Source organism: Pseudomonas sp. NFACC08-1, from assembly GCF_900106735.1.
In the GTDB taxonomy this organism is placed as follows: domain Bacteria; phylum Pseudomonadota; class Gammaproteobacteria; order Pseudomonadales; family Pseudomonadaceae; genus Aquipseudomonas; species Aquipseudomonas fluorescens_Q.
Window position 1 is genome coordinate 72825 of sequence record NZ_FNNL01000010.1, and the last position, 22099, is coordinate 94923.

Consider the following 22099-nt stretch of genomic DNA (forward strand, 5'->3'; position numbering starts at 1 on the left):
AAGGATATCGTCAGCGAAACCAGTACCCTGGCTGGCGAAATCGATACCGTGCGCTCGTCCCTGAATTGGACCCTGGGAGCCAATCTGGAGAACCTTACGCTGACCGGCAGCGCCAACCTCAATGGCAACGGCAACGCCCTGAACAACGTACTGATCGGCAACACCGGCAACAACGTATTGAGTGGTGGGGCAGGCAACGACACACTGGACGGCAGTAGCGGTATCGATACCCTCATTGGCGGTACCGGCAACGACACCTACGTGGTCGACAACCTCAGTGATGTCATCAGCGAAGCCACCGTCCTGGGCAGTGAAATCGATACCGTGCGTTCCTCGGTTGGCTGGATCCTGGGGGCCAATCTGGAGAATCTCACGCTGACGGGCACTGCCTTCATGGGGATCGGTAACGACCTGGGCAACGTGCTGATCGGCAACGCCGGGCGTAACGTGTTGGATGGCGGGGCAGGCAATGACACACTGATCGGCGGCCTGGGCAGTGACAACCTCACCGGCGGAACCGGAAGCGACCGTTTTGTTTTCAATACGCTGGGTGAGCTGGGCACAGGTTTTAACCGTGACTCCATTTCCGACTTCAGCAGCCTGCAGGGCGACAAGTTGGACCTGTCGAAGCTGGACGCAAATCTCCTGACTGCGTTTGCCGACTCGTTCAGCTTCATCGATTCGAATGACTTCACGGCTGCAGGACAACTGCGCTTCGTCGATCAGGTGCTGTACGGCAACGTCAACGGCGACCTGGGCGCGGATTTTGAAATCCAGCTGGTGGGTGTCAATACCCTCGCTGCTAATGACCTGATCGCTTGATATAACGGTTTCGGGCCCTGAGGGAAAGAATTCAGGGCCCGGAACCGTTTCCGTTCAAGTGCGAACAAGTGTCCTCGCCACGAGTTCGTCGACGGCCTTATTAATTCCTTGATTTCATGCGCACTGACTCATTCAAGTGCTGGAGCGGCGCTGCCGTCGGTATTATTGATGTTGATCAGCATCAAAAACATTGATCGTTACGTTATGATCACGCAGCAGCGCAGGAGAGTTCCGTCGAGCAGGCCAAGACTCTTTTCGATACCAACTTCCTCGGCATCGTACGCACGACGCGCGCGGTGGTGCCGCACATGCGCCGCCAGGGTGCTGGCCGCATCATCAACATCGGCTCAATCCTCGGCGTCGTGCCTGTTCCTTACGCGGCCCTCTATTCAGCCAGCAAGCATGCGGTGGAAGGTTATTCGCAAGCGCTGGATCACGAATTGCGTACCCACGGCATCAGGGTCACCGTCGTCGAGCCCGGCTATACCAAGACTCAATTCGAGAGCAACAACCTCCAACCCGATGCCAAGCTCGACGTGTACGAAGACATTCGGATAAAAGTGACGAAAGTGGTGAACCAGGCCATGGCGACCGCCGACGGCCCCGACGTGGTGGCTGAAGTGGTACTCCAGGTCGCGCGTGCCGAGCATCCGAAGTTGCGCTATACCGCTGGCAAAGCGGCCGGCCAGTTGCAGTTCATGCGCAGCTTTGCTCCGGCGCGCTTGCTGGACATGGGCATCCGCAGGGCGCTGCCGCTCGAAACCAAGTGGCCTTCTCAGGCACACTGACTCGGCCTGGCCATACCCGTTGCCGTGTCTGTTGCATCTGCAGGGCAGCGATGACGATCCGTTTGAACGAACAGGACAAAAACCATGACATTCAAAGCGCTGCTCACGACCAAAACCGGCGAAGCGATCTCGACCCAGCTGGTTGACTTCAAGGACGAGGACCTGATGCCCGGTGACGTCACTGTCGCGATCGAGTTCTCGACCGTGAACTACAAGGACGCCATGGCCCTCAGCGGACGCTCCCCCGTCATTCGCCAGTTTCCGCTGATTCCGGGCATCGACTTCGCCGGCATCGTCGAGACGTCCAGCCACCCGGGGTTCGAGGCCGGCGACCGTGTGCTGGTCAACGGCTGGGGGCTGAGCCAGACCCACCACGGGGGCTTTGCGCAGAAGACGCGGGTGAGCGGTGACTGGCTGGTAAAGATCCCGGAAGTATTCTCGACCCAGGCGGCCATGGCCATCGGCACCGCGGGCTATACGGCGATGCTCAGCGTCCTGGCATTGGAGCATGGCGGGCTGACCCCTGATCGAGGCGATATCCTGGTCACCGGCGCCAGCGGTGGCGCCGGCTCGGTGGCTATCGCACTGCTGTCGGGCCTGGGTTATCGAGTGATCGCCTCGACCGGACGACTAGAGGAGGGTGACTACCTGCGCGACCTTGGTGCGACGCAGGTTATCGACCGCAACACCTTGTCGCAGCCGGGCGCACCGATCGCCAAGGAACGCTGGGCTGGCGTCATTGATTCGGTGGGCAGTCACACCCTGGCCAATGCTTTGGCACAGACCCAATATCGCGGTGTTGTCGCTGCCTTCGGCCTGGCTCAGGGCGCGGATCTGCCTGGCTCGGTGCTGCCCTTCATCCTGCGCAACGTGACCCTGGCCGGTATCGATTCGGTCAACGCTCCGCAAGCGGTGCGCCTGCAGGCATGGTCGCGACTCGCCCAGGACCTTGATTTGAGCAAGCTGACCCGCACCACCCAGATGGTTGGCTTGGCAGAGGTGCCGGCCGTTGCCGCTCGGGTACTGGAAGGCAAGGTGCGCGGGCGCACTGTCGTGGACGTGAATGCATGAGCAACCACTTGTGGACCACCACGTGGATGTCACGCTCGCGCAGGTATCGGGTCAGCACAGTGCGGTCGGCGTCGCTCCAGTCGATGTCCTGTTGGACGAACCAGCCGTCGACAAAGGCGCCGAATTCGCCGCACAGCTAGATGAACTCATTGGCCTGCGACAGCACGCGTAGGTCCGGGTTTCTATGCGTTATCGGTCTGGTCGATGGTGATCGGTGTCGTGGCTGACCAGATCGTCTCCACGTTCCAGGCCCAGCAGGATCCCACGACGTTTATCTAGGGCCTGTCCGACACGTTGTCGGCTCGCACCTGACTCAGGTCTCATCCCCGCAGCGCTGCTGGTTGGCGTGTTCCTCGCGGCGCGACTGCGCAAGGCGGGTAGTCACAAGCTATAGGAGCGGCGCAGTATCGATGACGCATGAAAAGGATAAGGCTAAGCTCATTGGATCCCCGCGTTCCAGAGCCTCGGCGGCCGGTGTGCCAGGCTGGACCTAAATAGCAGAGGAGTCTTGCGATGGCACTTGCACGAGCGTTGGCATTCGATGTGTTCGGTACGGTGGTTGACTGGCATTCAGGCATCGCACGTGAGGCGAGTCCATTCGTGTCGACCTACCTGCCCGCTGTCAGCCCCGCGGAATTTGCCATGCAATGGCGCCGGTTGTATGCGCCAGCGTTGCGCGAGTGCATCAAGGGGCATGGAGGCTTTGTTGTCCTGGACACATTGCACTACGAGACGCTGGTCCAATTGTTGACGGCTTACGGCCTGGAAGTCGACCAGGTTGACCCCGGGGTATTGCACACGCTTGCCCATGCCTGGCGTCGCCTGGACCCTTGGCCTGACGTAGCCGAGGGCCTGGCCCTGCTGCGTCGGCGCTTTACGGTGGTGACTTTGTCCAATGCCAATGTGGCTTTGATGATCGCTATGAACCGCTACAACGGTTTGCAATGGGACGCGCTACTGGGAGCGGAGTTCGCGCAAACCTACAAACCGGATCCTGCGGCGTACCTGTCCACGGCCAGGGCATTGGCCATCAAACCCGCTGAACTCTGCCTGGTGGCCTGCCACCACAGCGATCTTGCGGCAGCCAGGGATTGCGGCCTGATGACGGCCTATATCGACCGGCCCATGGAGTATGGCGGAGCGCCCGCCCCCGATGCAGCCCAAGCCCAGGATTGGGATTGGCATGCCGATGGTTTCATTGACCTGGATCGCAAGCTTCAGGCGATGTCTACCTGATCAAACGCCGGGCGACGCCATGGTGCACCACCCGCCCTTTCCAGCGTGCATGAGTTGCCGGATGTCTGGCTGACGAAGGGACTTGATATATATCAACGCCAAGGTTGCTCTGACAGAGGATGGTGAATCTGCAACGGAGGTGCCCGTTGTAACGCAACGACGGCGACCCGCCGCAGCGTACTAGCCATCTGGCGCGACCAGGATCGTCCATCACATCAATGCCTCAGGAGGTTCCCCATGATTCAGAGCCCCTCATTGCAAACCACGTTGCCGAACCGCACCGAGGCCGGTCGGCGATTGGTCGAGCCCTTGCTCAAATACACCAACAGAGCTGACGTCATCATCCTTGCCTTGCCTCGTGGTGGTGTCCCGGTGGCTTACGAAGTCGCTACGGCCCTGGACGTTCGCCTGGACCTGATGCTGGTGCGCAAGCTTGGCGTCCCTTCGCATCCGGAGTTTGCCATGGGCGCTATTGCCAGCGGCGGCATACAAATCCTCAATGACGACGCACTGCGGGTACACCCGATCGACCGTGCCAGTTTCGAGGCCGTAGTCGCGCGGGAAACGCAGGAGTTGTCGCGGCGCGAACAGGTGTATCGGGGAAACCGTCCGCCATTGCAGCTCAAGGACCAGATCGTGATCCTGGTCGACGACGGCTTGGCAACCGGTTCCTCCATGATGGCCGCGGTCCATGCGGTGCGCGTGCAGTCCCCGGCGCGCATTGTTGTCGCGGTGCCGGTTGGTCCGCTGGAAACGGTCGAGGCTTTGCGCAGCGAAGTGAATGAAGTGATTTGCCCACTCATTCCCGAGTGGATGATGTCGATCGGTTATTGGTATTTGGATTTTGCCCAGACGTCGGACGCAGAAGTCATTGAGCTCATGCGCCAGGCCTGGCAGCGGGAAGCTTTGAGTGGTGGCAGGAAGGAGTGAACACGAACCTGCGATTACATTGGACCACTTGAAGAGTGGCGCGGTGTACGGCGCTCTCCAGCTTTCCAGGAATTACGCCCAGTTCGAGGATGAGAAGACTAAGCGATTTCAGGACGTTGTACTCACGGTCACGGAGGGCCCTGACAAGATGCCAACCGCCAAAGCTCTTGAGGCAGCAGCTGAGAGCAAGGATAAAGTCAACGCCTACCTGATCGAGAAGCTGACGGAGAAGATGGGGCCCAAGAAGAATAACGATCCGGGTAACTGACACCTTTCAATGAGATAAATCCATTAAATTGTGCCTAAGACCAGAAATTAAGCAATAAGACACAGTTTTAGGGAATTAAGTCGCTTGATGGGGCTGAGCGTTAATTCTATAATTTTGTGCACTAACTGGCACAGAATGGGCTTGGTACACGTTATGTTGGATTTAAGCTTCAGCAAGCCGAGCGAGGTCGTCAAGCGCCTCTGCGATCGCTTGCGCACAGAGCGCTTGGCGCGGGATATGACACAAGCCGACTTGGCCGGGCGTGCCGGCATCGGCACAAATACAGTGTCCAACCTTGAAGCCGGGCGCAATGTCGGATTCGAGAACGTCGTTCGGGTGGCGATGGCTCTTGGCCGAACCAAGGAACTGGAAGGCCTGTTCCTGCCAAAGCTGGACAGCATCGAGGATATTCGGCGCTACGAAAACAGCGCCAATCGTCTGCGTACAAAGAGGAAGTCCGGCAATGCTTGAGCAGGTCAACGTCTTCTACGAGGGATGGGGTGAGCGATGGCAATGGGGCACGCTGGTCTCCACGACTGCCCTGACCGGTCGCCCGCTGATCGTGTTCGAGTACAGCAATGAAGCCAGGCAAAGGGGCTTGGAACTGTCCTCCTACACGCTGCCGTTGGAGGGGGCTCACTTGCGCCGAGATTTTCCGGACCACCAACTGTACCTGCCAGGGCCTGTTTACGACTCCTTGCCGGATGGGTGGGGCATGTTGCTGATGGACCGTATGTTCAGGCACCGCGGGCTCACCACGGCGCGCATCGGCTCACTGGAACGGCTGGCCTACATCGGTAGCAATGCAATGGGGGCCATGACGTTTGAGCCCGTGGCACCCGAAGGGCAGGAATCTGATGTCCACATCCCGCTGGAGCAGCTTGCCGCCGAAGTGCGGGAAGTGCTCCATGGAGACGGTGGCGAGTTCCTGCAGACGTTGCTGTTGGTGGGCGGCTCGCCTCAAGGTGCAAGGCCTAAGGCCCTCGTCTATCGCGATCCCGAAACTGGCCGGTTTACCACTGCCGTCACGCCGGGTTTTGAAGCCTGGTTGATCAAGTTCCCGGCCAAAGGAGAACAGGCCGAGGTTTGCGCAATCGAAATGGTCTACGCCGAGTGCCTGCGCATGTGCGGTATCGAAACCCCTGACACGCAGTATTTCAGTCTGCCTGACGGGTTGGCAGCGTTTGCCAGTAAGCGATTTGACCGCCGGGATGGTCTGCGCGTACCCATGCAAAGCCTCGCGGCCTTTACGGGGGAAAATTACCAATCTCCGGGGGTGTTGGACTACGTCAATTTTTTGCGGGCAACGCAGATGTGTACCAACGACGTGCGAGAGATGGCGGTGGCCTTCGAACGTGCAGTCTTCAATGTTGCGTTCAACAACAGAGACGATCATCCCAAGAACTTTGCCTACATCATGTTGCAAGACGGTCAGTGGAGACTGTCGCCGGCTTACGACGTGACCTTCTGCGAGGGGCCAAGTGGATATCACCAGATGGATGTGATGGGGGAAGCCCTGTCGATTTCCCGCACGCAAATGCTTCGGCTTGCCGAGGAAGCCGAGGTGCCCCCGGACGTCGCAGGCAGAATGATTGACGGCATTTGTGATGTGGCGAGCCAGTTTGCAAGCATTGCCGAGAATCTATACCCACAGGTTATTACTCGAGACACCTTGCGCACGATCCAAGACCGCATCGATCAGAACGTAGCTCGGTTACACCGTGGTCATGCGGTCGGCGGTTGCCGTTGAAGATCGGAGGAGCAGACGCTCATCGGCTGCATGTTCACCGTTGCGCTGAAAGTCTCATATCTGTCTAGCGACTCGCAGAGAGTCCGGTCGGAGCTATCACATCAATATGGGCTAAGGAAAGGCAGGATGATCAGATGAACAGCCTGCCAGAAGACGCTTAGAGACTCTCAGGGAATATTTTCAGTGAACGGAGGAGGCCCTCCTACCAAGGGACTCACTCAGTCCCTTGCAGGTTTAAACCCTATAACCAACCCTTGATCTGTGCGCACACAGCCTGGGTGGAAATACCATAGCGATCGTGCAACGTCGGAAGCGCACCAGCATCGAGAAACGCGTCCGGCAACGCTATTTGCCGGAACGTCGGCGTAACGCCATTGCGCAACAGCACGGTTGCCACCGCTTCGCCCAATCCGCCGATGATGGAGTGATTCTCGGCAGTCACTACCAGTCGTCCCGGCTTTCTGGCTTCCGTCAGAATAGTCTGCTCATCCAAAGGTTTGATGGTGGGAACGTGAAGCACCGCGACATCCACGCCGTCAACCTGAAGTTCCTTGGCGGCTTCCAGGGCGCGCATGGTCATCAAACCGGTGGAAATGATTAAAACCTCATTGCCCGTGCGCAGGGTCTTGGCTTTGCCGATCTCGAATTCATAGCCATATTCGTCGAGCACCAGCGGTACGTTGCCGCGCAGTAACCGCATGTAGACTGGCCCTTGGTGCGCGGCTATGGCGGGCACGACTTGTTCGATTTCCAGGGCATCGCAAGGGTCGACGATCATCAGGTTGGGCATGGCGCGGAAGATCGCCAGATCATCCGTTGCCTGGTGGCTGGGGCCGTATCCGGTGGTCAGGCCCGGCAGACCGCAGACGATTTTAACGTTGAGGTTTTCCTCGGCAATCGCCATGCAGATGAAGTCATAGGCCCGGCGCGACGCAAACACCGCGTAAGTGGTGGCGAAGGGCACGAACCCCTCCCGAGCCATACCGGCTGCTGCGCTCATCAACAGCTGCTCAGCCATGCCCATCTGGTAGAAGCGCTCTGGGTGCGCCTTCGCAAAAATGTGCAGGTCGGTGTATTTGGACAAGTCAGCCGATAAACCCACGATGTCCTGGCGCTGGTCCGCGAGTGCGGCCAGTGCGTGACCGAATGGCGCTGGTTTTGTGGCCTGGCCTTCAGCGGCAATCGAGGCAATCATCGCCGAGGTGGTCAGCTTTTTCTTCGGCGCTACAGGCGCCTGAGCCGTCATGTTGGTTGCGTTGCTCATACTGTTTTGCCTTCTTCCAGGTTGTTCAGGGCCACATCCCATTCATGCTCGTCGACGCGGATGAAGTGAGTCTTTTCGCGGTTTTCCAGGAACGGCACGCCTTTGCCCATCCTGGTATCGCAGATGATGACGCGCGGTTGTGCGCCAGGATGGCTGCGGGCAGCGTCGAACGCCTTGACCAAGGCGTCCAGGTCATTGCCGTCTACCCGCTGGGTGAACCAGCCGAAGGCTTGCCATCGGTCAACGATGGGTTCAAATGCCAGCACTTCACTGGAATGTCCGTCGGCTTGCTGGTTATTCACGTCGACGATGGCGATCAGGTTGTCGAGTTTCCAGTGCGAAGCGGACATGACCGCTTCCCAGGTGGATCCCTCATTCAGCTCGCCGTCCGACAGCAGGTTGTAGACGAATGAGGTGGACTGTTTGCGCTTCAAACCCAGGCAGGCACCCACTGCGATACCCAGTCCCTGGCCTAGCGAACCGCCGGTGATCTCCATGCCGGGGGTATAGGCGGCCATGCCGGACATGGGCAGGCGGCTGTCATCCGAACCGTAGGTTTCAAGCTCATCCAGTGGAATGATTTGCGCCTCGATCAGCGCGGCATACAGCGCAATCGCGTAGTGACCGATGGAGAGGTAGAAGCGATCACGCTGTTCCCACTCAGGGTCTTCGGGCTTGTAGTTCAAGGCGTGGAAGTACGACACGGCCAGCAAGTCTGCCGCGCCCAGCGCCTGGCCCACATAGCCCTGACCCTGGACTTGGCCCATGCGCAAGGCATGGCGGCGAATGTTATGGGCGCGCTGCACCAGTGTGATGGAGGACACGCGCGATAAGGTGGCAGTCATGGAAATTCTCCGTTAACTCAACGATTGACCGAAGCGGCAGGAATACGCAGCACCAAACAGGCACCGATGCACAGCACACCGGTAATCAGGTACATGCCGATGGCGCTCGAACCGGTCGTGGTAGTGATCCAACCAATCAGGTAGGGCGAGCAGAAACCCGCCAGATTGGCAAAGCTGTTGATTCCAGCGATCCCGGCAGCGGCGGAGACGCCACCGAGCAAGGTGGTCGGCAGCATCCAGAACAGTGACGACGCCGACAGCACCCCTGCTGCTGCAAGGCAGAGGCACAACACCGACAACGTCAGGTTGGCTCCGAACACCGCCGCCAACGTGAGGCCCAGCGCACCGGCAATCATCGGCGCCACCAGATGCCAGCGGCGCTCCTGGTGCTTGTCGCCGCTGCGCCCCATCAGCACCATCGCGACGATGGCGCACAGGTAGGGGAGGCTGGTGAGCAAGCCGATGAGCATCGGATCGGCAACACCGGCATTACGGATAAGTGTCGGCAGCCAGAAGGTGATCGCGTATTGGCCCATGACCACGCAAAAGTAGATGCAGGCGAGAATCCACAGGCGGCGGTCGCGCAGGAATGCGCCGACCGATGCATGGGTGACTTTGCGGCTGTTGTCCTCGGCCAGTTCTTTGCTGACCAGCGCTTTTTCTTCATCGGTGAGCCAGGTCGCCTGGTGCACGCCGTCCTTGAGGTAGGCCAGCACCATCAGGCCAACGATGACGGTCGGAATGGCTTCGATCACGAACATCCACTGCCAGCCCGCCCAGCCATGCACGCCGGCGAACTGGGTCATGATATAGCCTGAGAGCGGCCCGCCGATCATGCCGGAGAGCGGGATGGCGATGAACCACAGCACGGTCATTTTGGCGCGGCGGTAGGAGGGGAACCAGTAGGTGAGGTAGAGCAGCAGGCCCGGTGCGAGACCGGCTTCGGCGATGCCGAGCAGGAAGCGCAGCGCATAGAACTGCCAAGCCGTTTCCACGAAGGCGAAGAGGGCGGAGATAATGCCCCACGAAATCATGATGCGCGCGATCCAGCGACGGGCACCGACCTTGTGGAGAATGAGGTTGCTCGGCACTTCGCAGAGGAAATAGCCAAGAAAGAACACGCCCGCGCCGAGCCCGTAGACGGTTTCGCTCAGGGACAGGTCGTTCATCATCTGCAGCTTTGCAAACCCGACATTTACCCGGTCCAGATAGGCGCACAGGTAGCACAACATCAGGAAAGGCATCAGTCGCCAGGCAGTTTTGTGATACGCGCTTGCGCGCACTGTGGATACAGTGTCGAGCGTCATGGTGGTCATCATGAGGGTCTGATCTCTTGTTTTTATAGAACGCCGCGCTTGAAGCCCGGCGTATCCTCGATCCTGAACTTAATGAACTGCGGGGGCTGACACCTGTGGTCAGTGGATCAACATGCCGCCGTTTACATCCAACGTGATGCCGGTGAGGTAAGAGGACAAGTCGCTGGCGAGAAACAGTGCCGCATTGGCAACATCCTGCGCTGCGCCAAGCCGACCCAGCGGGATGCTTTCGATGATTGCGTGGCGGCGTTCATCCTGCATCAGGCCTCCGGTGATGTCGGTATGGATCAGGCCTGGCGTAATGGAGTTGACGCGAATGTTGTCCGCGCCAAATTCGCGTGCCATGGCCTTGCCCAGTCCGAGCACGCCGGCCTTGGCGGCGCTGTAGTGCGGGCCGCCGAAAATACCACCGCCGCGCTGGGCCGATACGGATGACATACAGACGATGCTGCCCGAAGCCTGAGCGCGCATCACCGGAATCACTGCCTGGGACATCAACAGCGTGCCGCGCAGGCTGACATCCAGGACCTTGTCGTAATCGCTCGGGCGAATATCCAGGGTCTTGATGGGCTGGGTGATGCCGGCATTGTTGACGAGTATGTCGATACGGCCGTAGTGCTCCACCACCTTGGCGACCGCAGCCTGGACTTGTGTCTCATCGGCGACGTTGGCAGCCAGGCCCAGGTGGCCTTCGCCGAGGGTGGCTGCGGCGTCACGGGCGGCGGATTCGTCGAGATCCAGGATTACAACGCGGGCGCCGTGTTGGGCGAAGGTGAGCGCGGTTGCGCGGCCGATGCCGCGTGCGGATGCGGCGCCAGTAATAATCGCGACTTTGCCTTGAAGAAGCATGAGGGATACCTCTGATTGTTTTTATGGTTCGATTCAACGATCGATGGCTCAGAGTGGTCCCCGTCGACAGGCCGAGCAATAACGCAAACGTCACTGCTACATGAATAAAATTCAGCACTCGTCAATGCGGACCGCAAATGCTTGAATGGCACGATCCGCTCGCGACCCAAAAACAATAGGCTGAATACCGATGCGCCAGGACGATCTCCCTTCATCCCATCTGCCACCGCTGAGAGCCATTCAAGCCTTCGAGCAGACTGCCCGTTTTGGCAACCTGGCAAGAGCCGCCGAAGTGCTCGACCTCACGCCGTCAGCGATCAGCCACCAATTGGCCAAGCTAGAGGTGATGATTGGTCGACAGTTGTTTGTGCGGGCAGCGCGTGGGGTGACCCTGACGCCAGTGGGTGAGCAGTACTTGAAGGACATTTCCGGTCTGTTGCAGAGCCTTGAGGTCGCCACCGAGCGGGCAGCGAGTGACGTCAGCATGGATTGCCTGCGGCTGCATTCCTCCCCCAGCTTTGGCTTACTCTGGTTGATGCCGCGGTTGGAGTCGTTTCGCTTGAGCAATCCGGACATCCAGATCAATTTGTCCTGTTCTTATGAATCGCTGCACTTCAGTCAGGACAAGATCGATGTCGATATTCGTCACGGCCGGCCTAATTGGCCCAGCTATGAAGTGCGCACCGTGCGTAACGAAAGTTTCGCTGTGCTGGCCTCGCCCAAGCTGATCGCGCGCTGCGCGGTAAAAAACGCAGCAGATCTTCTGGCGCAAGAGCTGATCCTTTCCGAAGCAACCTTGCTCAAGTGGCCTGAGTGGTTCGCCCAGCATGGTCTGGCGCGCCCCGAAAAGCCCTACGCCTTGAGTTTTGACCGGTCCTACATGAGCCTGGAAGCCGCTAGCCACGGCTTGGGCTTCGCCCTTGAAAGCACGCTGCTGGCGCAAAAATACCTCGCCAACGGTTCGCTGGTTGAAGTCGCCCCCGAAGCCTTGAGCTCTGCGGTCGCCGCCCACCATTTGGTGTTCCCCAAGGCTCACTCCAGTTTCCCCAGGGTCAGGCGGTTCTTGGGTTGGATGGAAGTGGAGTTAGGGCATAGCTTTGTGTTCTAGCGCAGCCCCCCGCGGGCACCATTACTGATCGAATCAGATAGGAGGTAGAGATCATGTCCGCCCCGGGCCTGATCATTGGAATCGCCTCTGACGTAGCAAATAGAACCAAGGTCGTGAAAGAAATATCCAGAGGGAGTTCCAGATCAATCAGAGGAGAATGATGAGGAACTCTTCTACATAGTCGATAGGATCGGATTACTCATCGCGTCGCGATGGGACCGGCGACGCTCAGGGTGGCCACCGGGCCCAGCAATGGCCATCCAACGTCGTGTCAGGGGGGCTAGAGGGTGATGGGAGTGCCGCCGAGGCGGTCTGACTCATAGGCCGCCTCGATGATGCGCATGACGTGGTGCATGGTTGCAAGTCCGGCACCGGTATAGGCTGTGTCACGGTCGGGGGGGAGGACATCGGTTACGAAGTTATCGTAATACACGTCAGAGTTCAGGCTCATGGTCAGGTCACTTGCCTCTCCAACCGTGTCGATCAGCCGCAAGCCATCCGGGGTCGAGCGCACGTAGAACTGATCGGTTGACAATGAAAACGAGTACTCCCGTTGCTCGGGTGTGTTAGCCGGGTAATTGTAGCCAGTTTCGATGGTGCAGATGCAGCCGCTCTCGGTCACCAGGGTCATCATTGAGGCGATCTCTACGGCGGTCAGCTGCGGGTCGCGATGCATGACGGCGGACACGCTGCATATGCGCTCTCCGGACATTTGCTGCGCCAGATCGACGAAATGAGGGGCAAGGTTGATCGTGCATCCACCACCCGAGCGTTTCGGGTCAAGCATCCAGGAGCAACTGTTCGTCAAGTAGCGTCCGGGCGGGCCGGCGTTGAATCGAAACGACAGGGTTCTCCATCTGGCACCACGCTGCAACGCCGCATGCTTGACGCGGTTCAGTAATTCACTGTGCCTCCAAACCAACGGCACCGCCGCGAACACGCCGGCAGCTTCGGCGCGTTGGTGCAGGTCCAGTACTTCATGCTGGGTAAGTCCGCAGGGCTTCTCCATCGCGAACGGAATGTTGCGATCGACCAGTGCCTTGCCCATGGCATACAACTCGTCGTGCGGGCCAAAGGCGAAGGCGAAATCAGCCTCTTCGTTATCGAGCAGGGTTTTCCAGTGATCGTAGCGTCGCGCTCCGAAGCGCTGGGCGAGGGCGGGACCACGGGACCCGGTGGCGTCGGATACCGCCGTGACGCTCACATCAGGCAGGCGCTCAAGGGCATCAAGGTAGAGCGGAGTGTGCCAGTGGCTTACTTCAAGAAGAACGACTTTCAAGCACTCATTCCTTATAAATAAGTATGTTTGACGAACTTGCCGGTGCCCTCGGGTGCGATCAAGCCCGAACATAACAGCGCGCGAGCCACGCTGTTAAGCGTTTCGGTTCGGGTTATGAAGAGGGGAGCCGGGGCAGGTTGTACGGGACCTCTTATAATCCGGTCGAGTAGCGACGCTCGATATCTTCGAAACCTAGAAAACTCAATGCCAGCAGGGCTTGACCTACGTGCATAGGCTCGCCATTGAGGGTTTGACAGCCGCGCGATTGCGCCTCGAGCAGCAAGGCAGTCGGCTCTGACCTGGTGATGATATCGACCACCACCGTCGCTGGGTCCAGTCGCGTTGCGTCTATAGGCATTGGATCATCAGGGTTCATGCCGAGCGGGGTAGCATTGATAACGATGTCGTGACCTGCGGGGGCTGCCGGGCCTGCATACACAGCACACGGACCCTCTTTGGCAACGCGGTGCGCAAGGTCCGAGGCGCGGTGCGGATCCAGGTCTGCAATGACCAGTGATCGTGCGCCAGCAGCGGCAACGGCAAACGCGATTGCCCGTCCCGAGCCGCCAGCGCCTATAAGCAGAACAGATTTTCCCTCCAGGGAAACTCCGTGGCGCTGCATGCCAGCTACGCAGCCAAGTCCGTCGAACACAGCGCCCACCCAGCGCCCGTCATTGTCACAACGAACGACGTTGATTGCGCCGATCTGGCGCGCAGTAGGGTGGAGCTCATCCACGATGTCCAGCATGCTCTGCTTGTGCGGCATGGTGACCAGAAGTCCAGCGAGGTTGCGCACGGCTCGCACGCCTTTGACAAACTCAGCCAGACCCCCCGCACCGATTTCCAAAGGAATGCAGACGGCGTCAGCCTGTGCTTCGGCAAACAGCTTATTCAACAGCATTGGAGACCTGGCGCTCTTGAGTGGATCGCCTATCAATCCATATATTCGCGTGGTGCCTGTGATGCGTGGATGCATGACAACCTACTTGTATTGGCTATTGCACGCCAGTTGCCGGTATGTAGATATCGGAATCCACCCCTGACGGGCGTGCGTATCACTGCCGTGCTGCTCGAAATCCTGTGCAAAAAACTGAGCAGCATGGCGGTGGTGAAAGGGCGGCCGTCAGGAGCGCATCACTGGCTCTGCTTTTTTGAACGCTTGATCGGAGGCTTTGGCGTTCAACTTGGTATTGGATTTTTCCCGCACCTCTTCGTATTCCTCCTTTGACATCGGGACAGCATTGGGGTCACCGAGGTCTTTCAGACGAATCCGGAAGGTTTCCCGGGTAGTAATAGCGGCGATAGCGGAGATTACACAGATACCAAAAGTCAGTGCCCCAATTTTCAGAGGGATATTGTCGCTACCGGGAGGCGCTACGGATACAAAAAGGGCCGGCAGAAACGCTGTGCATGCCACGCCTATGTTCTGTCCAATGGCCATGCCGGTAACTCGTACCCGTGTACGGAACAGTTCCGGGAACAAACTTGGGAACACACCATTAAAGCCTTGGTAAGCCACACCCCACATGAGCAGCGATAGAACCAGCGAAAGCCACATATTGTGAATGCTGATCGCATAGAGGTAGCCAAATGACAATATACCGCCGCACAGAACGCCAACGATCACCGGAGGCTTGCGGCCAATTCTATCGGAGAGCTTACCGACGAAGGGGATAAGGATAACTGCGCATATATTGCCTAGCACCGGTATCCACATGAATAAGCCGGAAGGAAATCCAATGCCATAGGCGGGTTGCACGGCATAGGTCGCACCGAATACAGAGGCGACGATTGCAAGTACCGCAGAGAGCGCCATGCAGATGACACGTAGCAGATCGCCCCAACTCTGCGTGAGCACTTCGATCACAGGTAGCTTGCGGGGTTTGGTCTGTGTCTGCGCCTCAGTGAAGATCGGAGCCTCATGAACCTGACGCCGGATGATCCACCCCATGACGAGCACCCCTGCGCTGAGCAGGAATGGAATCCGCCAGCCCCAAGAAGCAAACTGATCGGCTGGCATGAACTGGGCAAGAGGCAGGAAAACCGCAGCGGCTAGCAGTTGCCCGGCTTGGACGCCTTGAAGGGTAAAACTTGCGAAGTAACCTCGACGCCCATCAGGCGCATGTTCCAGGATCATGGAACTGGCGCAAGACATTTCACCCGCGACCGCAAAACCTTGAATCAGGCGCAACAGTATCAATAGGGCAGGTGCCCAGATACCAATCTGTGCATAGGTAGGAAGCAGACCGATGCACATCGTCGACGCGCCCATCAGGAACATGCAGTAGACGAGCACCGTCTTGCGTCCATGGCGGTCGCCCATGTGCCCCAGGACTACAGCGCCTAGTGGCCGGGCGATATAACCAACGCCGAAGCTGGCCAGCGAAATGATGATCCCAACCGTCGGGTTGTCTGACGGGAAGAACAGCTGTGGGAAAAGTAGCGCTGCCGCAGTGGCATAGATAAAAAAGTCGTAGTACTCCAGCGCTGAGCCTATCCAGCCGCTCGCTGCGGCCTTTTTAGACTGACGCTTGGAGTGTGGATCGCCTTGAATGCTTTGGCTCATGACATGTCTCCAGATTCTCGATTGTTGTTATTGTAACGTCGTTCCATCAGTAATTCTGTTACCAGAATCGCCGCCTTGTCAAGGGAGTTCCTTTGGTCGATCAAGGCATGGCGCTGGTTATCTGCGGGGGTGCGTCGCCACGCCGAGCGGGCACGCTGGAGCCCGCCCATGCAATAGAACGAATGGTTGCTAGGAGGGTAAACTACAAGCGATCTCTTGAAAGACAGCCGTCGACGAGCCTCGAAATGTTCAACGGATTCGCGTTCTTGAGCGCATCGGGAAGCAACGCGTCGGGGTAGTTCTGGAAGCAGACGGGCCTCAGGAAGCGGTCGATGGCCAAGGTGCCGACCGAGGTGCCGCGGCTATCGGAAGTGGCAGGATAAGGGCCACCGTGCACCATTGAATCGCAGACCTCGACACCTGTTGGGTAGCCATTGATGAGGATGCGGCCAACCTTCATCTCCAGCAAAGCCGTCAACTCCATGAACTGCGCAAGGTCTTCTGGCTCGCCGATCAAGGTTGCAGTCAATTGTCCGTGAAGGGCATTGATTGCCGAGTTGAGTTGGACCTGGTCAGCGACCTCGATGAAGATGGACGTGGGGCCGAAGATTTCTTCTTGAAGAACCTTATCGCCGTTAAGCAGCAACGCAACGTCAGCCTTGAACAGCTGTGGTTGGGCCTGGTGACCCTGCTGGTTGCTGCCAGCCAGGTGCGCGATGCCGGGGTGCGCGTGCAGGTTCTGCAAGCCAGCCGCGTAGCTGCGCAGGGTGCCCGCATTGAGCATTGTCTGTGGCGGTTGGTCGTTGATCAACGCTGCCACTCGGTCCTGAAAAGCAGTGAAAGCATCCGAGCGAATACCCACCACCAGTCCGGGATTGGTGCAAAACTGCCCACAACCTTGAACCACCGAGGCGACAAGATCGTGAGCGATACTGTCGCCTCGAAGCGCGAGCGCTTGAGGCAGGATCACGACCGGGTTGATGCTCGACATCTCAGCGAAGACTGGAATGGGCTCGGGGCGAGCGGCGGCCATATCGCACAACGCTCGACCACCCTTGAGCGAGCCGGTAAAGCCAACGCCCTTGATGAGCGGGTGTTTTACCAGGGCTTCGCCTACGCCACTGCCATAAATCATGTTGAAGACACCGGCGGGCATGCCGCTGCGTTCGGCCGCGCGGATGATCGCGTTGGCGACTTGTTCTGCAGTGGCCATATGGCCGCTGTGGGCTTTGAATACCACCGGACAACCCGCCGCGAGCGCGGAGGCGGTATCGCCGCCGGCTGTGGAGAAAGCCAACGGGAAATTACTTGCCCCAAACACAGCGACCGGACCGATTGCGGTGCGGTACTGGCGAAGGTCAGGACGTGGCAACGGCTTGCGAAGGGGTAGTGCCTGGTCGATGCGGGCCCCATAGAAGTCACCACGCCGCAACACGTTTGCAAACAAGCGCATTTGACCGCTGGTACGTGCGCGTTCGCCCTGGATGCGGGCGACAGGCAGTGCTGTTTCACGGCAAACCAACGCAATGAACTCATCGTCCAAAGCCTCTAGCTCTTGCGCAATGGCATCGAGAAATTCAGCCCGTTTGCTCGCGCTCAGGGTGCGGTAGCTGGAAAAAGCATGGTGGGCTGCATGAGCCGCGTTCTCGACTTCTTGCGCAGTCGCCTGGTGGAACGCATAGGGTAAGGTTTCCCCTGTGCTGGCATCCACGCTCTTGACGATGATGGTGCCGGCGGCGCTACGCTGACCGCCGATAAAGTTCTGGCCGGTGATGAGGGACATGGTTGTCTCCAGGTTGAATGTGCATGTGATAGAAGGGCAAGGCGTCCCCAGGACTGAAAATCAGGTGACGGCGCCGATCTGCCAAGGCACGAACTCGTTTTGTCCGTATCCGTGTTGTTCGCTCATGCTGCGTTCGCCCGAGGCAATGCGCAGCATGGTTTCAAAGATCGCTGCACCGCATGCCTCGATGGTCAAAGTGTCTTCGGCTATTTCGCCGCAGTTGATGTCCATGTCTTCTCGCTGACGTGTCCATAAGGCGCTATTGGTCGCCAGCTTGATTGATGGGGCAGGAGCACAGCCATAGGCCGATCCACGACCGGTGGTAAACGCAATCAGGTTCGCACCACCGGCGACCTGACCGGTTGCCGAGACCGGGTCATAGCCAGGGGTGTCCATGAAAACCAGCCCGTTGGCCGTAACGGCCTGGGCGTATTCGTAAACATCCATCAGGTTGCTCGAACCCGCCTTTGCCACCGCGCCCAGTGATTTTTCCAGGATGGTGGTCAAGCCACCTGCCTTGTTGCCGGCAGAGGGGTTATTGTTCAGTTCGGCTCCCATACGCTCGCAGTACTGTTCCCACCAATGAATGCGAGCGATAAGTTTTTCGCCGACTTCACGGCTCACAGCCCGTCGTGTCAGCAAATGTTCGGCACCGTAAATTTCCGGGGTTTCGGAGAGAATCGCGGTACCGCCGCAGGCGACCAGGCGATCCACCGCGTTGCCCAGCGCTGGGTTGGCAGTAATGCCGGAGTAGCCATCCGAGCCGCCGCACTGAAGCCCGACGGTCAAATGGCGAGCGCTGACCGGTTCACGCTGAATTTGATTGGCCTCGCCAAGCAATTGCTTCACGTGGTCAATGCCACTGGCGATAGCCTTGGATGTACCGCCACTGTCCTGGATGTTGAACGTGCGTAGGGTATTGCTACGGGTGAGTCCTTGCGTTGTGAGTAATGAGTCGATTTGGTTCGTCTCGCAGCCCAACCCGATCACCAGCACGGCCGCAAAGTTGGCGTGGGTCGCATAGCCGGCCAATGTCCGGCGCAACATGCTCAAGCCGTCGCCTGCGGGATCAACGGCGCAGCCGGCGGAATGCGTGAGAGCGACAACACCGTCGACGTTTGGAAACGCTTGCAGTGCGGCGGGATTGATGTCCCGACGAAAATGGTCGGCGATGGCCCGGGCGACTGTGGCAGAGCAATTCACTGATGTAAGAATGCCGATGTAGTTGCGTGTCGCGACGCGTCCATCCGGGCGTACGATACCCATGAACGACGGGGCTTCACTCGGCTTGACGTTGGGCTTCGCATCGACGCTGAAAGCATAATCTCGAGTGAATTCCCCCATCGCCAGGTTGTGCACATGGATATGCTCGCCTGCTTCTATGTCGACAACAGCAAAACCAATGATTTGCCCATAGCGCCTCACCGGTTGACCGGCTTCGATACGGCGGGAGGCAACTTTATGGCCTGAGACAATCGCTTGCCGGACAGTCACGCCTTCTTGATCGAGGACTTCGCCAGCGAGTAGCGGTCGGCGTGCAATCAGCACATCGTCCAGCGGGTTCAAGCGCAGCACAGCTGCTGCGCCGGTTTTCGTGATCAGTTCCATCGCATCCTCACGGGCTGCTGGGTGGTGGGCGGTCGCTAATAGCGCCGCACTTTTGTGTCGGCACTATAGGATTCATGGAAATGGCTGCCTAATGAGAGCTTTCGATTGCTCGATAACTTTGCCTCATCGACTTTTTTTGAAATGGCTGCGGTCTCTCTTCTCTGTAGCCGTTTGCCGCTGTTTGGCGAACGCCAGCAAGGTCGCAATAAACGTCCGTGTCGGCTCTGACAGGGGCTCATCCTTGCGAGTGATAACTCCGTAATCCTGGGATTCAACTTTGAAGGGCGTGTTGAGGATTTGAAGCTGCCCGTTTTGTAGCTGTGACTGGACCATGGACTCGGGGAGCATGGCGAGCATTGGCCCGGACTGAAGCAACTGCAGGAAGGTCTGCATCGAAATGGTTTCCACCGTGTTGGTCGGCGGGGCGATCTTGAACGTCCTGAACGCGCGCTCCATGCGTTGTCGGATCGGCGTATTGAAGGGATACATGACCCATGGCCATTCACTGATTGCTTCAGTGGGGACCTCCTCAAGCCCGCACAGAGGGTGTGTGCTGTTCACGACAAGGCAAAAGGGTTCGGGTCCCAGCGACGTAAATTCGAACGGCTGACAATCCTCATCCGTGAAGCGCGCGATGATCAAATCGAGTTTCTTTTGTTCGAGCATCTCCAGCAGATGGTTACTGGTTTGTTCGATCACCTCGATAGAAAGGAGGGGGCGCTCCCGTTTTATGCTGGCAATGGCTTCAGGCAGCACCACGGATGTGGCGGCGAAAATGGTGCCGACTTTTAAATGACCATGCCCGCCTTTACGCAGTTTGTTGACTTGGTCGACGAACGACTCTGTGTCCTCCAAGGTAATACGCGCATAGCGGGCTACGAACTCCCCTAGTTCGGTAAGAACCAGACTACGCGTTTGACGCTCAAACAGCGGAAAACCGAGGAGAACTTCCAGATCGCGCAGCAATTTACTGATGGCCGGTTGCGTGACATTCATATGCTCGGCGGTTGTGTGCATGTTGCGGGTCTTGGCCAAGCTATTGACCAGTACCAAATGTTTGATCTTCAGCCATCGGGAGACACTGGCAAAAGTAATTTGATCATTTTCCATCGGATAAGGCCTTGTCTGTCGATAACGAAACAGCATTGATGGGTGAGTTTCTTTCATTGGGATTTACGGGGGAGGTCCATTAGTTTTACGGCTCTGATGGCCAACTGATCTGGAAGCTCCATGGCGAATTTGAAACTGACGCGCGAAAACACCCTGCCAGTGGATGGCCTGGCCGGAACGCTGATTGGCCGTGCCTGGATCCCGGGTGCGATTGCCGGCCCCTCGCCGGTGGTGCTGCGCGATGAAGGTGTGTTTGATCTTTCTGAAACCTTTTCGACAATCAGCGAACTGCTGGAACACACCTCGCCGTTGTTGGCGGTTCGTCAGGCGCCAGGCAGGTACATCGGGACTGTCGAGGCGTTGCTTGGGAACACCGGCAGCCATGCCGATCCCGGCAAGGCATCGCTGCTGCCTCCAGCAGATCTGCAAGTCATCAAGGCGGCCGGGGTGACGTTCGCGTCCAGCATGATTGAGCGGGTCATCGAGGAGCAGGCCCGAGGCGATGCAGCCAAAGCTGAAAGTGTTCGCCGCTTGGTGCACGAAGCAATAGGCGACAACTTGCGGGCAATCAAACCGGGCTCGCCAGAAGCGATGCGCCTTAAAACTGTGCTGATCAAGCAAGGCATGTGGTCGCAATACCTGGAAGTCGGTATCGGCCCGGATGCGGAAATTTTCACAAAGGCACCGGTTCTGGCCGCAGTGGGCAGCGGCAGCGAAATCGGCATTCATCGCAAGTCTGAATGGAACAACCCGGAACCGGAAATCGTGCTGGCGGTGAACAGTCGAGGCCAAGTGCATGGCGTTACCCTGGGCAACGACGTCAATTTGCGTGATTTCGAAGGCCGCAGCGCACTGCTGTTGAGCAAGGCCAAGGACAACAATGCGTCCTGTGCGATCGGCCCGTTTATTCGTCTGTTCGATGAAGCGTTTACGCTCGATGACGTGCGCAATTGCGTCGTGGATTTGCACGTCCAGGGCGACGACGGCTTTACGCTTGAAGGCAGCAGTTCCATGGCCCTGATCAGCCGTGACCCGTTGGATCTCGTGGCCCAGACGGTCGGCGGTGATCACCAGTACCCGGATGGCTTCATGCTTTTTCTCGGGACATTGTTTGCACCTACCCAGGACCGTGAGGAGCCAGGAAGCGGCTTCACTCATAAGCAGGGTGATGAGGTCAGCATCGGCAGTCCGTTGCTGGGCACACTGCGCAACACCGTCACCTACAGCCATGAAGCTGCGCCCTGGACTTTCGGCTTGCGAGCCATGATGCACAATCTTGCTGCCCGCGGATTGCTGTAGGTAAGGCAGGGTGGTGAGAGGCATTGGGCGTTCTTCCGCAAAGATTGAACATGCACAGGCGCTTGTCTATGGATAAGGAGCCGGACCCGAAGGGTTCGGTTTTTATCTCAGTCCAGCGTCCCACGTCCCGGAAACCCGGCTGCGTGGCCCTCTCTGTCTCGATAGGGCCAACCCGATGCAAGCGGGTTTGACTTATCCGGGGGCGCC

At 58.4% G+C, this 22099-nt stretch carries 19 protein-coding genes and 1 pseudogene; 10 read left to right on the top strand and 10 right to left on the bottom strand.

Annotation, left to right across the window (positions count from 1 at the left end; genetic code table 11):
• From BLU76_RS20425 to BLU76_RS20465, 8 genes and pseudogenes are all read left to right on the top strand, one after another.
• Positions 1 to 822 (top strand): calcium-binding protein (locus tag BLU76_RS20425; protein WP_371915042.1); only part of this gene is annotated, 822 nt, incomplete at its 5' end.
• Positions 823 to 1049: 227 nt separating this feature from the next.
• Positions 1050 to 1610, top strand: a pseudogene (locus BLU76_RS20430) (SDR family NAD(P)-dependent oxidoreductase); the annotation flags it as partial.
• Positions 1611 to 1694: 84 nt separating this feature from the next.
• A complete protein-coding gene (locus tag BLU76_RS20435; protein WP_092224092.1) occupies positions 1695 to 2681 on the top strand; it encodes an acrylyl-CoA reductase (NADPH) in 987 nt (328 codons plus the stop codon).
• 513 nt (positions 2682 to 3194) lie between these two features.
• The gene (locus tag BLU76_RS20445; protein WP_092224094.1) at positions 3195 to 3917 is read left to right on the top strand and encodes a haloacid dehalogenase type II; all 723 of its coding nucleotides are present in this window, start codon (positions 3195 to 3197) and stop codon (positions 3915 to 3917) included.
• 237 nt (positions 3918 to 4154) lie between these two features.
• Positions 4155 to 4847, top strand: coding sequence for a phosphoribosyltransferase (locus BLU76_RS20450; protein WP_092142974.1), 693 nt, complete (start codon positions 4155 to 4157; stop codon positions 4845 to 4847).
• A 43-nt stretch (positions 4848 to 4890) separates the two neighbouring features.
• Positions 4891 to 5115 (top strand): hypothetical protein, encoded by a 225-nt coding sequence (locus BLU76_RS20455; protein WP_092464366.1) that lies wholly within the window; start codon positions 4891 to 4893, stop codon positions 5113 to 5115.
• Between the two features lie 153 nt (positions 5116 to 5268).
• A complete protein-coding gene (locus tag BLU76_RS20460; protein ID WP_072346046.1) occupies positions 5269 to 5586 on the top strand; it encodes a helix-turn-helix domain-containing protein in 318 nt (105 codons plus the stop codon).
• A complete protein-coding gene (locus BLU76_RS20465; RefSeq protein ID WP_092224096.1) occupies positions 5579 to 6865 on the top strand; it encodes a type II toxin-antitoxin system HipA family toxin in 1287 nt (428 codons plus the stop codon). The genes BLU76_RS20460 and BLU76_RS20465 overlap by 8 nt, the downstream gene beginning before the upstream one ends.
• Positions 6866 to 7106: 241 nt before the next feature.
• Here the strand turns inward: BLU76_RS20465 and BLU76_RS20470 are convergent, their stop codons facing one another.
• From BLU76_RS20470 to BLU76_RS20485, 4 genes are all read right to left on the bottom strand, one after another.
• A complete protein-coding gene (locus BLU76_RS20470; protein WP_092224098.1) occupies positions 7107 to 8129 on the bottom strand; it encodes a transketolase family protein in 1023 nt (340 codons plus the stop codon).
• Complete coding sequence (locus tag BLU76_RS20475) at positions 8126 to 8974, bottom strand: transketolase (protein WP_092224100.1); 849 nt, start codon at positions 8972 to 8974, stop codon at positions 8126 to 8128. The genes BLU76_RS20470 and BLU76_RS20475 overlap by 4 nt, the downstream gene beginning before the upstream one ends.
• Positions 8975 to 8991: 17 nt before the next feature.
• The gene (locus BLU76_RS20480; RefSeq protein WP_092142989.1) at positions 8992 to 10293 is read right to left on the bottom strand and encodes an MFS transporter; all 1302 of its coding nucleotides are present in this window, start codon (positions 10291 to 10293) and stop codon (positions 8992 to 8994) included.
• A gap of 96 nt (positions 10294 to 10389) precedes the next feature.
• Positions 10390 to 11139 (bottom strand): SDR family NAD(P)-dependent oxidoreductase, encoded by a 750-nt coding sequence (locus tag BLU76_RS20485; protein WP_072346036.1) that lies wholly within the window; start codon positions 11137 to 11139, stop codon positions 10390 to 10392.
• 190 nt (positions 11140 to 11329) lie between these two features.
• On the opposite strand from BLU76_RS20485, the gene BLU76_RS20490 reads away from it, so the two are divergent.
• Complete coding sequence (locus BLU76_RS20490) at positions 11330 to 12247, top strand: LysR substrate-binding domain-containing protein (protein WP_092142995.1); 918 nt, start codon at positions 11330 to 11332, stop codon at positions 12245 to 12247.
• Positions 12248 to 12527: 280 nt separating this feature from the next.
• On the opposite strand, the gene BLU76_RS20495 is transcribed toward BLU76_RS20490, so the two are convergent.
• The 6 genes from BLU76_RS20495 to BLU76_RS20520 form a co-directional block, all read right to left on the bottom strand.
• Entirely contained in the window at positions 12528 to 13526 is a 999-nt protein-coding gene (locus BLU76_RS20495) for a Gfo/Idh/MocA family protein (RefSeq protein WP_092142998.1), read from the bottom strand.
• A gap of 151 nt (positions 13527 to 13677) precedes the next feature.
• Positions 13678 to 14502, bottom strand: a complete 825-nt coding sequence (locus BLU76_RS20500; protein WP_092143001.1) for a shikimate dehydrogenase family protein — start codon at positions 14500 to 14502, stop codon at positions 13678 to 13680.
• 147 nt (positions 14503 to 14649) lie between these two features.
• Positions 14650 to 16092, bottom strand: a complete 1443-nt coding sequence (locus BLU76_RS20505) for an MFS transporter (protein WP_092143004.1) — start codon at positions 16090 to 16092, stop codon at positions 14650 to 14652.
• A 202-nt stretch (positions 16093 to 16294) separates the two neighbouring features.
• Positions 16295 to 17875, bottom strand: coding sequence for an aldehyde dehydrogenase (NADP(+)) (locus BLU76_RS20510; RefSeq protein WP_092224102.1), 1581 nt, complete (start codon positions 17873 to 17875; stop codon positions 16295 to 16297).
• A 60-nt stretch (positions 17876 to 17935) separates the two neighbouring features.
• The gene (locus BLU76_RS20515) at positions 17936 to 19483 is read right to left on the bottom strand and encodes a UxaA family hydrolase (protein ID WP_092224104.1); all 1548 of its coding nucleotides are present in this window, start codon (positions 19481 to 19483) and stop codon (positions 17936 to 17938) included.
• A gap of 123 nt (positions 19484 to 19606) precedes the next feature.
• Entirely contained in the window at positions 19607 to 20593 is a 987-nt protein-coding gene (locus BLU76_RS20520) for a LysR family transcriptional regulator (RefSeq protein WP_092224106.1), read from the bottom strand.
• Positions 20594 to 20713: 120 nt separating this feature from the next.
• On the opposite strand from BLU76_RS20520, the gene BLU76_RS20525 reads away from it, so the two are divergent.
• Positions 20714 to 21892 carry a fumarylacetoacetate hydrolase family protein gene (locus BLU76_RS20525; protein ID WP_092224108.1) on the top strand — a complete coding sequence of 393 codons (1179 nt, stop codon included), beginning with the start codon at positions 20714 to 20716 and terminating at the stop codon, positions 21890 to 21892.
• The last annotated feature ends 207 nt before the right edge of the window (positions 21893 to 22099 follow it).